17 protein-coding genes are annotated in these 19,488 nt (G+C 69.0%); 8 read left to right on the top strand and 9 right to left on the bottom strand.

Annotated elements, in window-relative coordinates:
* The first annotated feature begins 54 nt into the window (after positions 1 to 54).
* Positions 55 to 1,059 (top strand): AraC family transcriptional regulator, encoded by a 1,005-nt coding sequence (locus FFS72_RS14075; RefSeq protein WP_137874506.1) that lies wholly within the window; start codon positions 55 to 57, stop codon positions 1,057 to 1,059.
* Here FFS72_RS14075 and FFS72_RS14070 read toward each other — a convergent pair.
* Entirely contained in the window at positions 1,056 to 2,276 is a 1,221-nt protein-coding gene (locus FFS72_RS14070; protein ID WP_137874505.1) for a serine hydrolase domain-containing protein, read from the bottom strand. The two genes, FFS72_RS14075 and FFS72_RS14070, sit on opposite strands and share 4 nt — an antisense overlap.
* A gap of 56 nt (positions 2,277 to 2,332) precedes the next feature.
* Positions 2,333 to 3,016: a TetR/AcrR family transcriptional regulator gene (locus tag FFS72_RS14065; protein WP_137874504.1), complete on the bottom strand. Its 684-nt coding sequence runs from the start codon at positions 3,014 to 3,016 to the stop codon at positions 2,333 to 2,335.
* A 299-nt stretch (positions 3,017 to 3,315) separates the two neighbouring features.
* Between FFS72_RS14065 and FFS72_RS14060 the strand changes: the two genes are divergently transcribed.
* Both FFS72_RS14060 and FFS72_RS14055 read left to right on the top strand, forming a co-directional pair.
* Entirely contained in the window at positions 3,316 to 3,708 is a 393-nt protein-coding gene (locus FFS72_RS14060) for a carboxymuconolactone decarboxylase family protein (RefSeq protein WP_137874503.1), read from the top strand.
* 50 nt (positions 3,709 to 3,758) lie between these two features.
* The gene (locus FFS72_RS14055) at positions 3,759 to 5,111 is read left to right on the top strand and encodes an MFS transporter (RefSeq protein ID WP_137874502.1); all 1,353 of its coding nucleotides are present in this window, start codon (positions 3,759 to 3,761) and stop codon (positions 5,109 to 5,111) included.
* Positions 5,112 to 5,168: 57 nt separating this feature from the next.
* Here the strand turns inward: FFS72_RS14055 and FFS72_RS14050 are convergent, their stop codons facing one another.
* Positions 5,169 to 6,617: a glycoside hydrolase family 5 protein gene (locus tag FFS72_RS14050; protein WP_502704119.1), complete on the bottom strand. Its 1,449-nt coding sequence runs from the start codon at positions 6,615 to 6,617 to the stop codon at positions 5,169 to 5,171.
* A 288-nt stretch (positions 6,618 to 6,905) separates the two neighbouring features.
* Here FFS72_RS14050 and FFS72_RS14045 point away from each other — a divergent pair, with 288 nt between their 5' ends.
* The 5 genes from FFS72_RS14045 to FFS72_RS14025 all read left to right on the top strand — a co-directional run bounded on the left by FFS72_RS14045 (position 6,906) and on the right by FFS72_RS14025 (position 11,894).
* Entirely contained in the window at positions 6,906 to 8,195 is a 1,290-nt protein-coding gene (locus tag FFS72_RS14045; RefSeq protein ID WP_137874500.1) for an MFS transporter, read from the top strand.
* 123 nt (positions 8,196 to 8,318) lie between these two features.
* A complete protein-coding gene (locus tag FFS72_RS14040; RefSeq protein WP_137874499.1) occupies positions 8,319 to 8,963 on the top strand; it encodes an ABC transporter permease in 645 nt (214 codons plus the stop codon).
* Positions 8,960 to 10,189, top strand: a complete 1,230-nt coding sequence (locus FFS72_RS14035) for an ABC transporter ATP-binding protein (protein ID WP_137874498.1) — start codon at positions 8,960 to 8,962, stop codon at positions 10,187 to 10,189. Before FFS72_RS14040 ends, FFS72_RS14035 begins: the two co-directional genes overlap by 4 nt.
* Positions 10,186 to 10,923, top strand: a complete 738-nt coding sequence (locus FFS72_RS14030; RefSeq protein WP_171018677.1) for an ABC transporter permease — start codon at positions 10,186 to 10,188, stop codon at positions 10,921 to 10,923. The genes FFS72_RS14035 and FFS72_RS14030 overlap by 4 nt, the downstream gene beginning before the upstream one ends.
* The gene (locus FFS72_RS14025) at positions 10,923 to 11,894 is read left to right on the top strand and encodes a glycine betaine ABC transporter substrate-binding protein (RefSeq protein WP_137874497.1); all 972 of its coding nucleotides are present in this window, start codon (positions 10,923 to 10,925) and stop codon (positions 11,892 to 11,894) included. The genes FFS72_RS14030 and FFS72_RS14025 overlap by 1 nt, the downstream gene beginning before the upstream one ends.
* Positions 11,895 to 11,916: 22 nt before the next feature.
* Here FFS72_RS14025 and FFS72_RS14020 read toward each other — a convergent pair whose 3' ends face one another.
* From FFS72_RS14020 to mftF, 6 genes are all read right to left on the bottom strand, one after another.
* Entirely contained in the window at positions 11,917 to 12,438 is a 522-nt protein-coding gene (locus FFS72_RS14020) for a DUF779 domain-containing protein (protein WP_137874496.1), read from the bottom strand.
* Positions 12,435 to 13,460, bottom strand: coding sequence for an alcohol dehydrogenase AdhP (gene adhP / locus FFS72_RS14015; RefSeq protein WP_171018676.1), 1,026 nt, complete (start codon positions 13,458 to 13,460; stop codon positions 12,435 to 12,437). Before adhP ends, FFS72_RS14020 begins: the two co-directional genes overlap by 4 nt.
* A gap of 159 nt (positions 13,461 to 13,619) precedes the next feature.
* Entirely contained in the window at positions 13,620 to 15,143 is a 1,524-nt protein-coding gene (adh, locus tag FFS72_RS14010; protein WP_137874495.1) for an aldehyde dehydrogenase, read from the bottom strand.
* A gap of 82 nt (positions 15,144 to 15,225) precedes the next feature.
* The gene (locus tag FFS72_RS14005; RefSeq protein ID WP_137874494.1) at positions 15,226 to 16,563 is read right to left on the bottom strand and encodes a transcriptional regulator; all 1,338 of its coding nucleotides are present in this window, start codon (positions 16,561 to 16,563) and stop codon (positions 15,226 to 15,228) included.
* Between the two features lie 61 nt (positions 16,564 to 16,624).
* Positions 16,625 to 18,073, bottom strand: coding sequence for a mycofactocin dehydrogenase MftG (gene mftG, locus FFS72_RS14000; protein WP_137874493.1), 1,449 nt, complete (start codon positions 18,071 to 18,073; stop codon positions 16,625 to 16,627).
* Positions 18,070 to 19,467 carry a mycofactocin biosynthesis glycosyltransferase MftF gene (mftF, locus tag FFS72_RS13995; protein WP_137874492.1) on the bottom strand — a complete coding sequence of 466 codons (1,398 nt, stop codon included), beginning with the start codon at positions 19,465 to 19,467 and terminating at the stop codon, positions 18,070 to 18,072. Before mftF ends, mftG begins: the two co-directional genes overlap by 4 nt.
* Positions 19,468 to 19,488 lie beyond the last annotated feature (21 nt).

Here is a 19,488-nt window from a genome sequence, read left to right as displayed (position 1 = left end):
GTTGCCGATTCGGGACATGGCCGGAACGATCGGGACCGACAAGGGAGGAGCGCAGTGAGCAAGCCACTCGCCCGCTACGCCGCACTGACCGGCTACATCGATCTGAGCCGATCACTGTCGCTCGATCCGATCCAGCTGATGCGCAACGTCAACCTCGACCCCGGAGGCCTCGACCTGCAGGACCGCTGGGTGCCCGCGGGCTCGGTCGCGCGCCTGCTCGAACTGTCCGCCGCAGCGTCCGACAGACCGGACTTCGCCCTCAAGCTCGCGGACCGTCGCCGCCTCTCGACACTCGGCCCCCTCAGCATCAGCCTGCGCGAGGAACCCGACGCCCGCGGCGCCGTCCGCCTGCTGATCAGGTATCAGCACATGTTCAACGAGTCCCTGCACATTCGCCTGTCGGAGCGCGACGGGCTGTCGACCATTCGGATCCATGTCGACACCGGCGAGCCGATGCCCGTTCGGCAGTCCGTCGAACTGGCGGTGACCGCGACGTACCAGCTGCTCGCCCAACTACTCGGCGAGCACTGGCACCCGGTGTCGGTCTGCTTCGAGCATGCCCGGCCTGCGGACGACACCACCCATCGGCGGGTGTTCGGGGCACCACTGAGGTTCGACGCCGAGTACTCCGGGATCGTCGCGTACACCAGCGACCTCGACCAGCCCAACCGGCTGTCCGACCCCCTGCTGCGGTCCTACGCCCGCCAGGTCCTCGACACCGTCACCGCCCCCGAGGAACCCACGACCACCACGCGAGTCCGCGAACTCGTCGAACTACTGCTTCCGACGGGACGCTGCTCCGTCGATCAGGTCGCGCGCAGCCTCGGCGTCGATCGCCGCACCGTGCACCGCCACCTGGCCAAGTCGGGACTGACGTTCTCCATCGTTCTCGACGAGACCCGGACCGAACTCGCGAGACGCATGGTGAGCAGCCGGCGCTACTCGCTCACCGAGATCTCCGAAATGCTCGCGTTCTCCACGCCCAGCAGCTTCTCCCGGTGGTTCAGCCGCCAATTCGGCATGAGCCCCCGAGAGTGGCGTACCCGCGCGGAGGCCTAGTCGCCCGCGATCGCCCGGAACACCTCGAACGTCGCCTCCTCGTCCTGCTCGGTGCCGTGGTCGCTGAGCTTGACGATGACGGTGCCGGTGGCCGGGTCGACATAGGTGTACTGGCCGTAGACGCCGAGCGCGGACAGATCCGGGATGTCGGGGGTGGGGTGCCACCATTGAGCGGAGTAACCCCAGTTCTCGTTCGTGACCCGGTGCGGGGCAGGTGTGCTGATGCGTTCGATCCACGCGGGCGGGACGACCTGGGTGTCACCTGCGCGCCCACCGTCGAGGACGAGCCGGCCGATCTTGGCGTAGTCGCGGGCGGTCGCGTTGAGGCAGCAGAACGCCTTTTCCTGGCCGCCGGGCCGGTCGAGATTCCAGGTGGCGTCGTCCTCGGCGCCGATCGGGGCCCACAGGTTCCGCTCGAGCAGCTCGGTGAGCGGCTTGCCCTCGACCCGGGCCAGTATCTGTCCGAGGAGCTGGGTCTCGACGCTCCGGTAGTCGCCCTCGCTGCCAGGGGTGTACGTGACCTCGCGGTGGTCGGCGACGAATTCGTCGAGGTCCTGGGTCAGGTACATCCGGGCCGTGCCGGTCAGCGGCCAGTACGGGTTGTAGTTCTCGGACACGTCGACGCCCGCGGTCATGTCCAGCAGGTGCCGCACGGTCACGGTGTCGTACTCGCCGCCGGTCGCGAGCTCCGGCAGGACGTCGACGAGCCGGTCGTCCTCGCGGAGCTTGCCCGCGTCGATCGCCTGCCCGATCATCAGCGAGACGACCGACTTGGCCATCGACCACGACGACAGCGGCGTCGTGGCCTCGACGCCGTCGCGGTACCACTCGTGGGTGAGGGCGCCGTCGCGGAGCACCAGGAAGGAGTTGGTGTGGGTGGTCTCGAGGAACTGCGCGACCGGGATCTGCTCGCCCTTCCACGGCACCGTCTCGGGCAGCGGAGTCGGGTTCGCCTGCAGCGGAGCGGGATCGGGCGATGCCGCCACCGCGCGGGAGGGATACAGCTCGCCCTGCTTCGACGGTGCCTCGGTCAGCAGCCGGACCAGGGTCGGCGGCGCGGGGATCTCGAGCACCGCGGCGGCGGCATAGGTCGCCGCCACCAGCGTCGCGGCGACCACCGGGACGACGATCGCGGCCGTGCGCAGCCGGGAGCGCTTACGCGGGGCCCCGGGCTCGGCGGCGGGGGCCTCGATGGCGGTGGTGCTGGGCTCGGTCATGCGTGGCGGATCCTCGATCTCGGGGGTGGTGGGTCGGTGGCACCGTGCGGGCGTGGTCAGTCCGCGTGCTCGGGGGTGGCCGCGGCGTTGGCCTTGGCGTCGACGGCCGTCCAGAACGCCTCGATCAGGGTGTCCAGCACAAGGTCCGGGCTCAACTCGGCGAGCGCGGGGGCGTGTGCGGCGATCGCGGGGTACCTCGCCGGGTCCGCGCCCACGTACTCGTGGGCCCAGGCGCGTTGATCGCCCGCGCGCAGCGTGTCCGGCAGGATCGCGTAGCCGGCCCGCATCCCCGCGTACGACAGCACGGACTCGGCCAGCATCCGCTGATAGCGGACCACATCCGCCGGTTCAAGCCCCAGCTCGTCGAGCGCGGTGAGCATCATCTCGACAAGGGCGAATTCGCCGGGGCCGCGGGTGGTGCGGGGGGCCACGGCGGCGCCGACGTGGGGGTGCTCGGTGAACACCGCGATCACCGCGCCTGCGAGGTGTTCCAGCCGCTCCTTCGGGCCGAGCCCGGCGGGAACGCGCTCGTGCGCCATCGTCAGCAGCCGGTCGCCGACCGCGCGCAGGAGCGCATCCTTGTCGGCGAAGTGTCGCCACACCGCCGACCGGTCGACCCCGAGTTCCTCGCCGAGCGCGCGTCCGGTCAGCCCGTCCGGGCGGCCCCGTGCGGCGATCCGAACGGCGGCGTCCACGATCACCTCGGGCGTCAACCGCCTGCGCGAACCGTCGTCGACCATTCGTTGTGCCCCTCCTGCCGTGAGTCCTTCTGGTCCACTCAGGGGCCAGAAGGACTCACGGGCAAGCTGTCATCAATATTGTCATCAATGATGACATCACTGATGTGACGGCGGAAGGCAGTTTGTGAAACTGCTACCCGGCACCCTCCCATACACACTGCGTGTCCCGAGATGCGCAGAACTGCGTCCCGCAGGGATAAGGATGCGGCCTATAATCGCGCTAACGTGATCTACGCCACTTTCGGCGGGGGACGCGTCCTGCGTCACCCCTTTCACCCCACGCGTGAAACGAGTGCTGCATGAACACCAACCCCGAAGCGCTGCACACCCCGACCATCGACGGGATGCGCCGCAGCGGCAACTGGAACCCACTGTGGGACACCCTGTCCGACTGGGATCCCGAGTGGACCGAGCAGTTCATGGCGATGAACGCCACGCCCATCCGGCGCGGAGTGTTCTCCCCCGAGTTCGTCGAACTCCTCAGCATTGCCATCGATGCCGCGGCCACACACATGTATGCACCCGGAGTGCGTCGGCACATCCGGGCCGCTCTCGAACTCGGGGTTTCCCGAGAGGAGATCCTCACGGTTCTCCAGATGGTGAGCGTTCTCGGCATCCACGCCTGCAATCTGGGCGTCCCCATCCTCGAGGAAGAACTCGACGCGTTCGAGTCCCGCCGCGCCGCGTCCTGACCGCCGCCACGCAACCCGACATCACTTCCCTGCCCGCCCGAGGAGCAACCATGGGACTCACCACCACCACTACCCCCGAGCCGACCGGGACCGACGATCCCACGAGTCCGGGACCGACGAACCGCACACGAAGCGGCAGGCGTATCTACCCCTGGGCCGTGTTCGGACTCACCTTCGCACTCCTGCTGTCGGACTACATGTCCCGCCAGGTACTCAGCGCGGTGTTCCCGTTCCTGAAAGCCGACTGGGCCCTGACGGATTCACAGCTGGCCTCTCTGACCAGCATCGTCGCCCTCATGGTCGGCCTGCTCACCTTCCCGCTCTCGCTCCTGGCCGACCGATGGGGCCGCGTCCGCAGCCTCGTCCTCATGGCGGTGGTCTGGAGCGTCGCGACACTGTTCTGCGCGATCGCGGCAAACTACGAGCAGATGCTCGCCGCCCGGTTCCTGGTCGGTGTCGGCGAGGCCGCCTACGGCAGCGTCGGAATCGCGTTGGTGCTCAGCGTGTTCGCCCCCCGCGTGCACTCGACGCTGAGCGGCGCCTTCATGGCAGGCGGATCGTTCGGCTCGGTCGTCGGCGTCTCCCTCGGTGGCGTGATCGCGGTGCACCTGAGCTGGCGGTGGTCGTTCGCGGCGATGGCTGTCCTCGGCCTCCTGCTCGTGGCCGTGTTCCGCGCCGTCGTCACCGAACGCCGCCTGGCCGAGTACAACACCGAGCAGGACCCGCACACCGCAGGGCCCGCGGCAGCCGGAATCCGCGTGCCGGTGTCCACGCTGTTCACGAACCCGGCGGTCTGGTGCGCGTACCTCGGCGGCGGACTCCAGATGTTCACCGCCGCCGTGCTGCTCGCCTGGACCCCCAGCTTCTTCAACCGGTACTACGGCCTGGCCCCCGACAAGGCGGGCGTCATCGCCTCGGTCTTCGTGCTCCTCATCGGAACCGGAATGGTGGTGTGCGGCATGATCACCGACCGGGTCGGCCGGAACAACCCGGCGGCCAAGTGGTCCAGTGCCGTCGCATTCTGCGTCATCTCGCTCGCCGCACTCGGCGGCGCGTTCGCACTGGACACCGGAGCGCCCCAGCTGATCCTGCTCGGCATCGGCGCGTTCTTCTCGGCCGGCTCGTCCGGGCCCACCGCCGCGATGGTGGCGAGCCTGACCCACCCGTCGGTCCGATCGTCGGCGCTCGGATCCCTCACCGTCGCCAACAACATCCTCGGCCTCGCGACCGGCCCGTTCCTGATCGGCGTTCTCGCCGACCACCTGGGCCTGCTCGGCGCCCTGCAGTTGGCGCCGCTGGTGTACGTGCTCGCCATCGCCGCGCTGCTCATCGGCAAGCGGGTCTACCCGGCCGGGCTGCGGAAGCTCACCGAGCAGAGTGCCGCCGCCGCTGCGCGCGCGTAGCTCGGCAACGAACCGGACCTGCTGTGGTGGCAACACCCACAGCAGGTCCGGTCGTGCTCAGGACTGCGTCACCGAGTAGTCGCCCTGCGCGTGGGCCGTCATCCGCCAGCCACCGTCCAGCTGTTCCAGCACGACGTCGGACAGGTTCACGGTCTGCAGGTCGGGTTGCACCGACCCCGGGTACCACGCCTCCACCAGGCCCGACCCGGAGCCCTTGAAATCGCCTCGCGACAACTCGGTCAGGACGCCGGGAACAGCCCGCGGGTACGCCCGGGACAGCGCGGCCGCCACGTCCTCGATCGGGCCGAGCGGGGTCCCGGACGGGCAGTCGACGCGGTTCAGGTTCTCCTGCATCGTCGAGGTGTTGCCGTCACGCACCGCGTGCGGGTCGCCGCACGCCTGGGTCCACGACCACCAGGCGCCGCCGATGCGGTGACGATCCATCGAGTCGAGGAAACGTTCGGTGTCGGCGGCCGCGTCGTCGCCCCACCAACCCCACTCCCCCGTCCACAGCGGCGCACCGTAGACGGCAGCCGCGTTCGCGGCGATCTTGAACCCGTCCTCGACGCTGGGGAAATCGCTGCTCACGGTGATGGACTGGCTGTAGAGGTGCGGGGAGAACACGATCAGCGGATCGGTCAGATACTGCCGGGGCGGTATCGCGTCCAACCCGAAGCCGGACCAGATCGCGCTCGGCTCGACGATCACCAGGTGCTCGAATCCACCGGTCTCGGCCTGCCGGATCGCGTCGATCGCGCGCTGGTAGAAGCGCCCGAGCTGATCGGCGGCGGTGACCGGGTCACGCAGACCGGGGTTGGGTTCGTTGAGCAGGTCGTAGCCGACGACGGCCGGTTCGTCCTTGAACTCCGCGGCCAGCTTCGCCCAGGTCGAAACCAGATGTCCCTGCACTCCCTGCTCGTCGTCGTAGAACGCCTGGAACGCCCGGGCGACGGCGGGCGAGACCTCGCGGACCCCGCCGGCGGTGCAGGTGGTCCAGCCGTCGGTGATGGTCGCCCACTCGGGCGCGCCGTCCCAGCCGATCCCGGGTTCCGTCAGCGGCGGGCAGGAGACGCCGGGCGGGGTGCCGATGAACTTGCCCCACGCGTCCTGGTGCATGTCGAGGAGCGTGTAGATGCCGTGGTCCTTCGCATCCCGGACCGCGGTGCGGATCCGGTCCACGTACGCCGTGTCGAACGCCCCCGGCGTGGGCTCGAGTGCGGACCATGCGACGTTGAGCCGGACGACGTTGAACCCCATCGCCGCCATCCGCGCGAAGTCGGCGCGTTCGAGCGGCATCACGGTCGGCAGCCCGGTTCCGTTGTCCGCGTAGTCGTTGAGCTGGTTGACGTTCACCCCGCGGAGTAGCACCGTGCGGCCGTCGACGTCACTGATCGTGCTGTCCGAGACCGTCAGCCGAGGCAGCGTCCACCCGTCGGTTGCATCCGCGGCCTGCGCCGCGGGCGCGGTACCGAGCGTCAGCGCGGCGACGGCTGCCGCCGCCGTCAGCGACGAAAGGAATGACAAGCGCACTACATCCTCCTGAACAGTTGTCCAACTTTGTGCAGAGTAACCCGCGCCACATCCGGCACGACACCGCGAACACATCACGTCCCGAAATAGCAAGAAATATGTCCCGGCAGGGCAAGTTACGTCACGCAACCCGGGCTAACGTGACTGCAGTCACCTTTGCCGCCGCTCGGCCGGTACGTCACGGCCGGATTCGTCACGGCTGGACACCGCTCGGAGAAACGGACCGAGCGCACCTTCGCTCGTTTCGGGACAGGATCCATTCACATGCAGTTGCAGACCGCGACGCGACCCACCGTCACCACGCCCGAACGGGCGAGCGCCGGGTCACGGGCATTCCCCTGGGTGGTGTTCGCCCTGATCTGCGGACTGATGATGTCGGACTACATGTCCCGACAGGTGCTCAGCGCCGTCTTCCCGCTCCTCAAAGCCGAATGGAACCTGTCGGACACCCAGTTGGCCTCGCTCACCAGCGTCGTCGCCCTGATGGTCGGAGTCCTCGCCCTCCCGCTGTCGCTCCTCGCCGATCGCTGGGGACGGGTCCGCAGCATCGTGGCGATGGCCGTCCTGTGGAGTGCCGCGACGGTCCTGTGCGCCGCCGCGGCCAACTACGGCCAACTGCTCGGGGCGCGCTTCCTGCTCGGCTTCGGAGAGGCCGCCTACGCCAGCGTCGGCATGGCCGTCATGCTGAGCGTGTTCGCTCCCCGACTGCACGCGACACTCAGCGGAACCTTCCAGGCGTCGACCTTCTTCGGATCGGTACTCGGCGTCGCCCTCGGCGGCGTGCTCGCCGACCGATACGGGTGGCGTGCGGCATTCCTGATGATGGCGGTCGTCGGACTCCTCCTCGTCGCCGCGTTCCGGATCGTCGCCACACCGGCCAGGCTCGAGCGCCACACCCCCGAGCAGGCGGCCACCACGACGGCCGGCACCCGCGCCCCGCTGTCGAGCCTGTTCACCAACACACCGCTCGTGTGCGCGTACGTCGGTGCCGCGCTTCAACTCTTCGTTTCCGGTGTGCTGCTCGCCTGGCTTCCCAGCTACTTCAACCGATACCACGGAATGGACACGTCGACAGCCGGACTGACCGCGTCGGTGTTCGTGCTCCTGATGGGTGTCGGCATCGTGTCGTGCGGCATCACCGCCGACCGTATGAGCCGACTCCATCCCGAACGCAAGTGGACGGTCGCAGTCGTGACCGCCGCAATCGCCCTCGTGACCCTCACCGCCGGATTCGGTGTGGCCGACGGCTCCGCACAGATGATCCTCATCGGAATCGGAGCATTCTTCTGCGCCGGCTCCTCCGGCGCGACCACCGCGCTCGTCGCGAGCCTGACGCATCCTTCGATCCGGGCCTCGGCCTTCGGCGTCGGAACCCTCGTGAACAACATCCTCGGCATGGCCCTGGGGCCCCTCGTCGTCGGACTCCTGTCCGATCGACTGGGCCTGCTCGGTGTCCTGCAATGGGTTCCGCTCGCCTACGTGCTCGCCATCGCCGTCCTCCTCGTCGGACTGCGCACCTACCCCGCGGGACTCCGCAAGCTCGCCGCGCTGTAACCCGCGCCACGCCGCAACTCTCCACACGAAACCCCTGGTCACACAAATCCAGAACTCTGCACGCGACTCCTGCTAGCGTCGGATTCGAGCACTCCGGAAGGCGCCGCCGCGAGAAGGAGCTTCGTGAATCTCTGGGACTATCTTCAGGGTAGGGGTGAGTTTCTCGCGTTCCTGACCTATCAGCATGCGTCGCTGGCCTTCCAGACGGTCCTGGTGGGGACGCTGGTCGCCATCGCGATCGCTGTTGCCGTGCATCGCCTTCCACTCGCTTCGGCACTGACCCTCACGAGCAGTCGGGTCGCGCTGACCATTCCGTCGCTCGCACTGCTCGCGCTGCTGATCATCCCGTTCGGTCTCGGCGTCGTCCCGTCGTTCATCATGCTGGCCTTCTTCGCGGCGATGCCGGTGATCGGCAATGCGATCGTCGGCCTTCGGTCGGTACCCGACTCCCTGATCGAGTCCGCTCGCGGAATCGGACTGTCCCGCAGTCGGATCCTGCTGACGGTGTCGCTGCCGATCGCCTGGCCGGTCATTCTCACCGGAATCCGGGTTTCCACTCAGATGATCGTCGGCGTCGCCGCGATCGTCGCATACGTTCTCGGACCCGGACTCGGCTCGCTCATCTTCAACGGCCTCTCCCGGCTCGGCGGAACCAACTCCGTCGAGATGGCGTTCACCGGAACGATTCTCATCGTCGTCATCGCCCTGGTCTTCGACGCCCTGCTCGTTCTCCTCGGGCGCCTCACCGTCTCGAAGGGACTGCAGTGACCGAGAACCGAACCGTCACCGGCGCCTCCATCCGACTCGACGGTGTCGTCAAGCAGTACCGCGGCCAGTCCGCACCGGCCGTCCGGAAGATCGACCTCGACATCGAGGCCGGCCAGGTCGTGGCCTTCGTCGGCCCGTCCGGATGCGGCAAGACGACGACACTGAAGATGATCAATCGCCTGATCGAGCCGACCGCGGGTCGCATCTTCATCGGCGACCGCGACGTCACCAACGAGAACCCCGACAGGCTCCGCCAGTCGATCGGCTACGTCATCCAGTCGGGCGGACTCTTCCCGCACTGGTCGGTGGCGAAGAACATCGGCGCGGTGCCGCGCGTGCTCGGGTGGGACCGGAAGCGGATCGAGGAACGCACCGAGTACCTGCTCGACCTCGTCGGACTGGATGCCGACACCTTCCGCGACCGACTCCCGAAGGACATGTCGGGTGGGCAGCAGCAGCGCGTCGGCGTCGCGCGCGCACTGGCCGCGGACCCACCGGTGCTCCTCATGGACGAGCCCTTCGGCGCGGTCGACCCGATCACCCGGGTCCGCTTGCAGGACAGCCTGATCGCCATCCAACAGGAACTCGCGAAGACCGTCGTGATCGTCACCCACGACTTCGAGGAGGCGACCAAGCTCGGCGACAAGGTCCTGATCCTGTCCGAGGGCGGGCACATCGAGCAGTACGCGACGCCCGAGGAGATCCTCGCGACTCCCGCGACCCCGTTCGTCGAGGAGTTCGTCGGATCCGGCGCCACGCTGGCCCACCTGACCCTGTCCCGGGTCAAGGACGTCGACCACGACGCGGTGGTGACCGCCCGTGTCGGTGATCCGTCGAACGAGGTCATCGGCAGGGCGAGGGCGCGCGGCGCCACCTGGATCGTGGTCGTCGACGCACATGGACGGCCGCGGGCATGGCCGTCGCTCGACGAGGTCGCGACGAGGGACCGGGTTTCCGACTACCTCGACCCCCGGCTTCCCGTGGTGGCGCCGTCGTCGACGCTCAACGACGCGCTCGACACCATGCTCGCGGCGAGCCAGGGCGGCGTCCTCGTCACCGATGCGCGCGGCGCGGTGACCGGCGCACTCACCATCGCCACTGTCATGTCCGTCATCCGCGGACAACTGTCCGACGCCCGAGCCGACGACGGGCACGTCACCTACACCGGATACGACGAACGCGCACACGGCGACCCAACCGGACCGGGCGAGGAGCCCGCGCCGTGACGCGCTTCCGGCGCGCCCCCATCGACGTGTGGTTCGAGCCGTTGATCATCGTCGTGCTCGGAACCGCCTACGTCCTCTGGTATCGGTCCACGACACTGACGCCGACCGAGGAAGCGTCCCTCGGCTGGGATGCACTCCGCCTCACCCTGTTCGACCACATCCGCCTGACGTTGACGGCGACGGTGATCGTCGTGGTGATCGCGATCCCGCTGGGAATCCTGCTCACCCGCGGCGCGGCCAGGCGCCTCAAACCGATCGTGATCAACGTCGCGAATGTCGGCCAGGCGGCGCCCGCCATCGGTCTGATCGTGTTGCTCACCATGTGGCTCGGCACCGGATTCCGTACCGCGGTCATCGGACTCGTCGCGTACGCCGTCCTGCCCATCCTGCAGAACACGATCGTCGGCCTCGACCAGGTCGACAAGCGCACCATCGAGGCCGCGCGGGGAATCGGCTACTCCGCGCCGCGCACCCTCGTGCAGGTGGAGTTGCCGCTTGCAGTTCCCGTCATCCTCAACGGCGTCCGGACCGCGCTGGTGATCCTCGTCGGAACCGCGACCCTGAGCACGTTCATCGGCGCCACCAGCCTGGGCACCCTCATCACCACCGGGGTGACACTGTTCCTCCCGAAACTCCTCGTCTCGGGGGCCGTCCTGGTCGGCCTGCTGGCGTTGACGATCGACTGGCTCGGCCGGCTGGTCGAGTTGGCCGCGACCCCGCGAGGCGTGTCGTGATGCGGCGGCTGCGCGGCGTGGCGGCCTCGCTGCTCGTCGCCGTCGCAGTGTCCGGCTGCGGTCTGGTCAGCTCGTCGGGAACGTTCCACGACGCGACGCTGCCCGGCGGCGAGCGGCCCCTCGACGACGCGGGTCTCGTCGTGACGTCGAAGAGCTTCACCGAGGGCGTACTGCTCGGGAAGATCACCGCCACCTACCTGGCCGCCGCGGGCGCCGACGTCACCGACCTCACCGGCGCACCCGGGTCGGCGTCGTCGCGGCAGGCCCAGCTGAACGGCGATGCCGACATCCTCTGGGAGTACACGGGTACCGGCTGGGTGAATTATCACGGCCAGACGGAGACCATCTCCGACCCCACCGAGCTGTGGCAGCGAGTGCACGACATCGAACTGCAGGAGAACGACCTCGTGTGGTTGCCGCCCGCGAACTTCAACGACACGTACGCCTTCGCGGCATCCGCCGAGACCGCGCAGCGGCTCGGCGTCTCCACGCTCTCCGACGTCGCGCGGCTGCCCGAGTCGGAGCGGACGTTCTGTGTGGACGACGAGTTCTACAGCCGCGCCGACGGATTCGTGCCGATGCTCGAGGCGTACGACATGCCGCTCGGCGCCCCGAACGGGGTCCCGTCCCAGAACGTGACGCGGATGGACGCGGGCGTCGTCTACACGTCGACCGCGCGCAGCGCGCCCTGCAACTTCGGGATGGTCTACACGACGGACGGCCGCGTCAAGAACCTCGATCTCACCGTGCTCGAGGACGACCGCGACTTCTTCCTGCCCTACAGCGGAACCGTCGTCGTCCGCCGCGAGATCATCGAGCAGTACCCGCAGATCGCGGACCTGATGGCCGTGATCTCGCAGCGCCTCACCGACGAGCTGATGCAGGAACTGAACGGCCGCGTCGACATCGACGGCGAGGATCCGGCGGACGTCGCGTACGACTGGCTCCGGAGCGAGCAGCTCGTCGAGTAGCTGCTCGTCGAGGAGTGGCCCGTCAGCGCGGCGGCACGGGGCAGGCGTCCGCGGCCTCGGCAACGATCTGCGGCACCGTCGGCACCTCGGGCCGGCGCCCCGCCTCCCACTGCTCGCCGGTGACGGGTTCGTCGCCTGCGAGCGCGGTCGTCTCGTCGCCGGTGAAGGCCCGTCCCCGACTCAGGAACCGCAGGCCCTCCGGCGTTTCGAGACTGAACCCGGAACCGCGACCCGGGACGACGTCGATCACGAGCTGCGTGTGCTTCCACAGCTCGAACTGCGGCCCCGAGATCCACACCGTGACCGCGTCTCCACCCGCGGGCAGTGCCGACGGCACGTCGCCGGCACCCAGGCGCAGGTCGAGCACGCCGACGAGGACGTCCCGGTCGCCGACGATGAACTCCCCTGCGGGATAACACATCGGTGCCGACCCGTCGCAGCAGCCGCCGGACTGGTGCATCATCACCGGCCCGTGGGCCACGACCAGCCTGCGGAGCAGGTCGGCCGCGGCCACGGTCGCGACGATGCGCGGGGGTGCGCTCACCTGAAGTCCAGCACGACGCGACCGTCGACGGTCCCGGCGCGCAGTTCGTCGAACACGTCGTTGATCTCCTCGAGTCGCCGGGTGTGCACGGTCGGCCGAATCTTGCCGCGGGAGTAGAAGTCCAACGCCTCAACCATGTCCTGTCGGGTGCCGACGATGGACCCGCGGATGGTCAGCCCCTTGAGCACCGTGTCGAAGATCGGTGCCGGGAAGTCGCCGGGAGGCAACCCGTTGAAGGCGATGGTGCCGCCGCGCCGGGCCATGCCGATGGCCTGCCCGAACGCCTGCGGATGCACCGCCGTGACGAGGACGCCGTCGGTGCCGCCGGTGGCTTCCTGGATCTTCGCGACGGGATCCTCCTTGGTCGCGTTGACCAGGACCTCGGCACCGTACTTCGCGGCGAGGTCCAGTTTGGCGTCCGAGACGTCGACCGCGGCGACCCGCAGGCCCATCGCCGTCGCGTACTGGACGGCGACGTGTCCGAGGCCGCCGATGCCGGAGATGGTGATCCACTCGCCCGGCACCACGTCGGCCACCTTGATGCCCTTGTAGACGGTGACGCCCGCGCACAGCACCGGGGCCACCTCGACGAGGTCCGAGCCGTCCGGGATCCGCGGGGCGAACCGCGCGTCGACGAGCATGTACTCCGCGAACGACCCGTTCACCGAGTAGCCTCCGTTGACCTGCTTCTCGCACAGCGTCTCCCAGCCGGTGCGGCAGAAGCGACACTCCATGCACGCCGACCACAGCCAGGCGTTCCCCACCCGCTGCCCCACCTCGAGTTCGGTGACGCCCTCCCCCAACTGCACCACCCTGCCGACACCCTCGTGGCCGGGAACGAACGGCGGACTCGGCTTGACGGGCCAGTCCCCTTCCGCCGCATGCAGATCGGTGTGGCACACACCGCTGGTCTCCAGTTTCACCAGGGCCTGATTCGGACCCGGGACGGGAATCGGCACCTCCTCGATCGTGAGGGGCTTGCCGAACTCGTGTACTACCGCTGCCTTCATCGTGTCGACCATCGTGTCCTCCGTGGGGGTCGTGGGTCGTGACTGGGGTGATTGGTGGTTGTGGTGTCGGACGTGTGGGATGTCGTGGTTGGAAGCGCGGTGCCCGCCGCGGAGGGGGGTGCGACGGGCACCGCGCCGATACTCCCGACCGAGGGGACGGGAGAAGCGGGATCAGAAGAAGCCCTGTGCCTTCGGTGCGTAGCTCACCAGCAGGTTCTTGGTCTGCTGGTAGTGGTCGAGCATCATGTGATGGTTCTCGCGGCCGATACCGGACTGCTTGTAACCGCCGAACGCCGCGTGCGCCGGGTACTGGTGGTACGTGTTCGTCCACACGCGACCCGCCTCGATGTCGCGGCCCGCCCGGTAGGCGACGCCGCCGTCACGGGACCACACACCCGCGCCGAGACCGTAGAGGGTGTCGTTGGCGAGGGAGATGGCCTCGGCGTAGTCCGTGAAGGAGGTCACGGACACGACCGGGCCGAAGATCTCCTCCTGGAAGATCCGCATCTTGTTGTTGCCGGTGAAGATGGTCGGCTGGATGTAGTAGCCGCCCGACAGATCGCCACCGAGGTCGGCGCGCTCGCCACCGGTGATCAGCTTGGCACCCTCGGACTTTCCGATCTCGATGTAGGACAGGATCTTCTCGAACTGGTCGTTCGACGCCTGCGCGCCGATCATCGTGTCCGTGTCGAGTGGATCGCCCTGGCGAACGGCCTTGGTGCGGATGGCGGCCATCGCGAGGAACTCGTCGAAGATGTCCTCCTGGATCAGCGATCGCGACGGGCAGGTGCACACCTCGCCCTGGTTCAGCGCGAACATCGTGAAGCCCTCGAGGGCCTTGTCCTGGAAGTCGTCGTTCGCGGCGAGGACGTCGGAGAAGAAGATGTTGGGGCTCTTGCCTCCGAGTTCGAGGGTGACGGGGATCAGGTTCTGCGACGCGTACTGCATGATCAGCCGACCGGTGGTGGTCTCGCCGGTGAACGCGATCTTCTTGATCCGCGGGCTGGAGGCGAGCGGCTTGCCCGCCTCCGTGCCGAAACCGTTGACGATGTTGACCACGCCCACGGGCAGCAGGTCACCGATGAGACCGAACAGGTACAGGATCGACGCAGGCGTCTGCTCGGCGGGCTTGAGCACCACGGCATTGCCCGCCGCGAGTGCGGGCGCCAGCTTCCACACGGCCATCAGGATCGGGAAGTTCCACGGGATGATCTGCCCGACGACGCCGAGCGGCTCGTGGAAGTGGTAGGCGACGGTGTCCGAGTTGATCTCGGAGAGCGAACCCTCCTGTGCGCGAATGGCTCCCGCGAAGTAGCGGAAGTGGTCGATCGCCAGTGGAATGTCGGCGTTGAGGGTTTCGCGGATCGGCTTGCCGTTGTCCCAGGACTCGGCGAGCGCGATCGCCTCGAGGTTCTCCTCGATCCGATCGGCGATCTTGTTCAGGATCACCGCACGCTCGGCGACGGACGTCTTGCCCCAGGCCGGTGCGGCGGCATGCGCGGCGTCGAGGGCGAGTTCGACATCCTCCGCGGTGCTGCGCGGGATCTCGCAGAAGACCTGGCCGGTGACCGGAGTGGAGTTCTCGAAGTACTGCCCCTTGACCGGCGCGATCCACTCGCCGCCGATGTAGTTGCCGTAACGCGGCTGGAAGGACATGAGTGCTTCGGCTGTACCCGGACGGGCGTAGACGGTCATCGGAACTCCTGTCGTCGTGCATCTGGTGTGTGATCCAGAACACTACGACCGTGAGGGTTGCAACCACGTTGCGTACACGCGGTCAGTGACCGAACTGTTCGTCGAAGATCGCGATACGAGCCCTGACCTGGTCGTACATTGCTGACCGCCGGTCGATCGACGACAGGTACGCCGACCACGCCGCCGAGTCCTCGCGGCCGTCCGGCGTCGCGGTCCACCGCGCCAGCAGCGACTGGTCACCCGACCGGAGCAGCGCCGCCCGCATCCGGACCCGCAACTCGTCGCGCATCTCCTCGACTCCTGGCGCGACGGACCCGGGCAGCACCGGGCCCCGGTAGGCGGCGAGCGCTGCCGCCGCGTCGCCGCGGTCCAGCGCCCGGCCGACGTCGGCGACGTCCGTGTCGAGGTCGCCGCGGAGCCGGTAGGGCCGCGACTGCAGCCGCTCGGCTCCGAACACCTTGCGCAACCGGGACATCTCGGCGCGGATCGTCACCGAGTCGAGCTCGGACTCGTCCAACAGGACCGCCAGCTGATCGCCGCTGACCCCCTCCGGACGCGCCGCGAGGAGCAGGAGGATCTCGGCATGCCTGCGGGAGAGCGCGATTCGGTCACCGCCGACGACGAGCGTCGGACGTTCCGATCCGAGCACCGAGAGCCGCGGCGGCGCCTCGCCCAGCGGACCGGGCGCCCCGAGCAGGTGCAGCCCCGGCGAGTTCAGCAATTGCAGCCTCAACTCGGCCTCGGCGGCCGCGACGGTCGCCCGCACCAGTGCCAGTACCTGAGGCTCGGCGACCTGCGGGCCACCCGTGATGTCGATGGCGCCGAGAATCCGACCGGTCGTCGGGTCGTGCACCGGAGCCGCCGAACAGCTCCAGTCGTGGACGACGGAACTGAAGTGCTCGGCACCGAAGATCTGCACGCACTGGTCGACGGCGAGCGCCGTACCGGGGGCATTGGTCCCGACTCGGTCCTCACTCCAGTCCGCACCCTCGACGAAGTGCATCGCAACGGCACGGTCCCGCGCCGCCGAATCCCCCTCGACCCACAGGAGCCGCCCGGACGCGTCACTGATCGCGACCAGCAGGCCGGTGTCCGCGATGTCCTCGACGAGGAGCTGCCGCACCACCGGGCGAATCAACGCCATCGGGTGGCCCGCGCGGTACCGGTCCAGTTCGAGGCCGTCGAGGTCGAGCTGGTCGCCGACGAGGTCGGGGTTCACACCGCGGTCGCGGCTGCGCAACCAGGAGTCGAGGACCACCGACCGCACCGTGCGGTCCGCCGCGTCCTGCCGGATCGCCTCGTCACCGGAGACGAAGGCGCGGTGCGCGGAGGACACGGTGCGGGCGAGTTCGGCGACGTCGTCTCCCGGCCGTACGGCAACCCACGGATTGCCGTGCTGGGTGGACGACTGCAAGGCCATGCCCCCACTGTAACGCGAGTCACAGGTCACGGTTCGGGGTTCCCTGCCGCAGCCGCGCTGGTCAGGCGTCCAGTCCGGTGACGAATCGCGCGACGCGCTCCGCGACCATCACGACCGTGGCGTGCGGGCCGCGGCTGGGCAACGACGGCATCACCGACCCGTCCGCGATCCAGAGCCCGTCGACGCCGATCACGCGACACCGGTCGTCGACGACCGCGACCGGATCGTCGGGCGATCCCATCGCACAGCTCCCCGCCAGGTGCATCGAGGTACCCAGACCCAGCGCGCCCGCCGGATGCTCCACCGCCACACCGAATCCGGACGCATCGAGCAGTTCCCGGGCGAGGTCGAGGCCCGCGCGCATTTCCACCCGATCCGCGTCGTCGCTCAGATATCGGTACCGGACGAGCGGCGGGACGGTCGGGTCCGCGGATCGCAGGGCGATCTCGCCGCGGCTGCGGGGGCGCATCAGCGCGACACCGATCCTGCCGAACGGATCGTCGACACCGGCGATGACCTCGCCGAACGGGGCGGTGTACGGGCGCAGCTCGAGATCGTCGGTCTCGAGGACCACTTCGAGAACGGCGCGGCCGGAACTGTGGGGCGGCGCGTCGACCGGACGGTAGGCGAGGGTCACCTCGGGATGGTCCTCGAAATCCCGGCCGACCCCCGGCCGGTCCAGCACGACAGGGATACCGGCACGTGAAAGTTGTTGCGCCGGACCGATCCCCGAATGCATCAGCAGGTGCGGCGTCCCGACCGCGCCCGCGCAGAGGGCGACCGTATCGGCGCGGAGCACCCGTACCCGTCCGTCCTCCTCGACCTCCGCGCCGACCACCCGCGCGCCCTCCAGCACCAGACGCACCGCCCGGGTCGCCGTCCGCACCCGCAGATTCGGCCGACCAAGGTGCGGGATCAGGTAGGCCGTCGCGGTGCTGACGCGAACGCCCGCCCACGCGTTGAGCGGGACCGGTCCGACGCCTGCCGCATCGGGTTCGTTCAGGTCCGCCCGGTACTCGTGTCCCGCGGCCGTCGCTGCGCGCACGAACGCCGCACTGTAGGGATGCAACTCGTCCACGCCGGTGCGGGTCACCGGCATCGGTCCGCCGTCGCCGTGCCAGGCCCGGTCGCCGAACGGGTCGGACTCGAGGCGACGAAAGTGCGGCAACACGTCGTCGTACGACCACGACCGCGGCCACCGCGTGAAGTCGTCCGCGGTCGCCCGCACGAAATAGCCGCCGTTGACCTCACCCGAGCCGCCGAGCACCCTGCCTCGGGCGAGCAGCGCCTCCTCGCCGCCTGCCGACAGGTGCGCCGGGTAGCGCCACACGAGGTCGCTGTCCGGACCCACCGGAAGCAGTCCGAGTGCGCCGGGTCCCGTCCCCCGCGGCCCCGCTTCGACGAGCGTCACCGCGCAGTCGGGGTCCGCGCTCGCCCGGCCCGCGATGACGCACCCCGCCGAACCGCCGCCGATCACGAGGACGTCGGTGTGCGGCGGGGCCGGAGTCACCGCGTCAGTCGTGGCGTCAACGCGGCCCGGCTGCGATGCACCAACGCACCCCGCCACAGACCGGTCCCGTACGCCAGATCGTCGAGCCGCTTGTACGCCAGGTGCCGCACCGGTCCGAGTCCGCCCGGCTCGCGATGCGTCCACCAGTCGGCCGCACCCTCCGCGACCGCGACTGCGAGTGCGATCCGGCGGACCCGCCGCGAACAGAGGGCCGCGACCACCGTCACCGGCCAGTAGTGCCTGCACATCGCCGACGCGAGCTGCCACGCCCCGCCCGCCATGCCCTGGATGGCGAGCACCGTCGCGATCCTGGTCGGGCGGTCCAGATCGCCGAACGTGCGACGCAGGCGATGTACCGTCACCGCCTGGGTGACGAGGGCACCGACGAACCCGATCCGCGTTCCCGTCGCGGCGAGCAGCCATGCGAGCACCGTCCACACCGACATCGCGAGCGGCGGAACCAGGCCCTGGTGTCGGGACGCCAGCGGCGCCGCGCCCGTCCCGTAGAAAACCTTGCGCCCGAACCACTTCCGGAACGACACCCGATGGTCGTGAGCCACGTGCGCGACGGGCTCGTAGCGCAGGCGCCATCCCGCCTCGTGGAGCCGCCAGCACAGGTCGACGTCCTCCGCGACGTGCATGGACTCGTCGAACCCGCCGACATCCTCGAGAGCACGCGCTCGGACCAGCATCGCCGCGCTCGGCACGTACGACACGGCACCACCCGCACGGACCTGCCCCTCCTTGCGGCCCAGGTCGAGCGAGGAACGGGCGTGCTCGTATCGCGCCAGCGAGCCCCCCTCGGGAGCCAGCGCCACGATCCGCGGCGCCACCATCGCCACCGCCGGATCGCTGAAATGCCCCAGCATCGCATCCAGCCAGCCGGAGCGGGGCACCACGTCCGAGTCGAGAAACGCAACGAATCCGGTTGTGGCCTCGGCGATTCCGGTGTTGCGTGCCGCCGCCGGCCCCCGCGCGACGTCGTGCCGCACGACCCGAACACCACCCCGCTCGCCCTGGACTGGCGGAGTCGTGACGGGCACCGCGGAACCGTCGTCGACGACGATCACCTGCAGTCCGTGCAGAGCAGGCAGCAGTCGGTTCAGCCCCGCGACATTGTCCTTGACGGGGATGACGACGGTGACGTCCTGATTCGGCGGCGAACTCATCGGCCGCGGATTCGCGACTCCGGAGTCCAGCAGTCGCCGGGCAACCTCCGCCGTCTGGTGATCGACGACCCGCAGATATCCGTCGCCGATCATCGCGGCCGCGGTCGGCGCCAGCTTGAGCATCCGAGTCGGCGACCCCCCGATCAGGACCCGACCGGAGGAGAAGGTACGCACCGTCGGATCGAGGCGAACCCCGAATCCGTCGGGCAGTCGAGCGTGACGCATCAGGCGATCGTATTCGCTTCT

This window comes from Rhodococcus sp. Q (assembly GCF_005503035.1).
Classification (GTDB): domain Bacteria; phylum Actinomycetota; class Actinomycetes; order Mycobacteriales; family Mycobacteriaceae; genus Rhodococcus_G.
The sequence above is the reverse complement of the archived record's forward strand: the minus strand, read 5'-3'. Positions and strand labels throughout refer to the sequence as shown.

Coding starts and splice junctions, on each gene's coding strand:
- adh (WP_137874495.1), bottom strand. CDS start 15,143: ATGACCGTCTACGCCCGTCCGGGTACAGCCGAAGCACTCATGTCCTTC.
- FFS72_RS14055 (WP_137874502.1), top strand. CDS start 3,759: ATGGGACTCACCACCACCACTACCCCCGAGCCGACCGGGACCGACGAT.
- adhP (WP_171018676.1), bottom strand. CDS start 13,460: ATGGTCGACACGATGAAGGCAGCGGTAGTACACGAGTTCGGCAAGCCC.
- FFS72_RS14060 (WP_137874503.1), top strand. CDS start 3,316: ATGAACACCAACCCCGAAGCGCTGCACACCCCGACCATCGACGGGATG.
- FFS72_RS14070 (WP_137874505.1), bottom strand. CDS start 2,276: ATGACCGAGCCCAGCACCACCGCCATCGAGGCCCCCGCCGCCGAGCCC.
- FFS72_RS14025 (WP_137874497.1), top strand. CDS start 10,923: ATGCGGCGGCTGCGCGGCGTGGCGGCCTCGCTGCTCGTCGCCGTCGCA.
- mftF (WP_137874492.1), bottom strand. CDS start 19,467: ATGCGTCACGCTCGACTGCCCGACGGATTCGGGGTTCGCCTCGATCCG.
- FFS72_RS14065 (WP_137874504.1), bottom strand. CDS start 3,016: ATGGTCGACGACGGTTCGCGCAGGCGGTTGACGCCCGAGGTGATCGTG.
- FFS72_RS14045 (WP_137874500.1), top strand. CDS start 6,906: ATGCAGTTGCAGACCGCGACGCGACCCACCGTCACCACGCCCGAACGG.
- FFS72_RS14005 (WP_137874494.1), bottom strand. CDS start 16,563: ATGGCCTTGCAGTCGTCCACCCAGCACGGCAATCCGTGGGTTGCCGTA.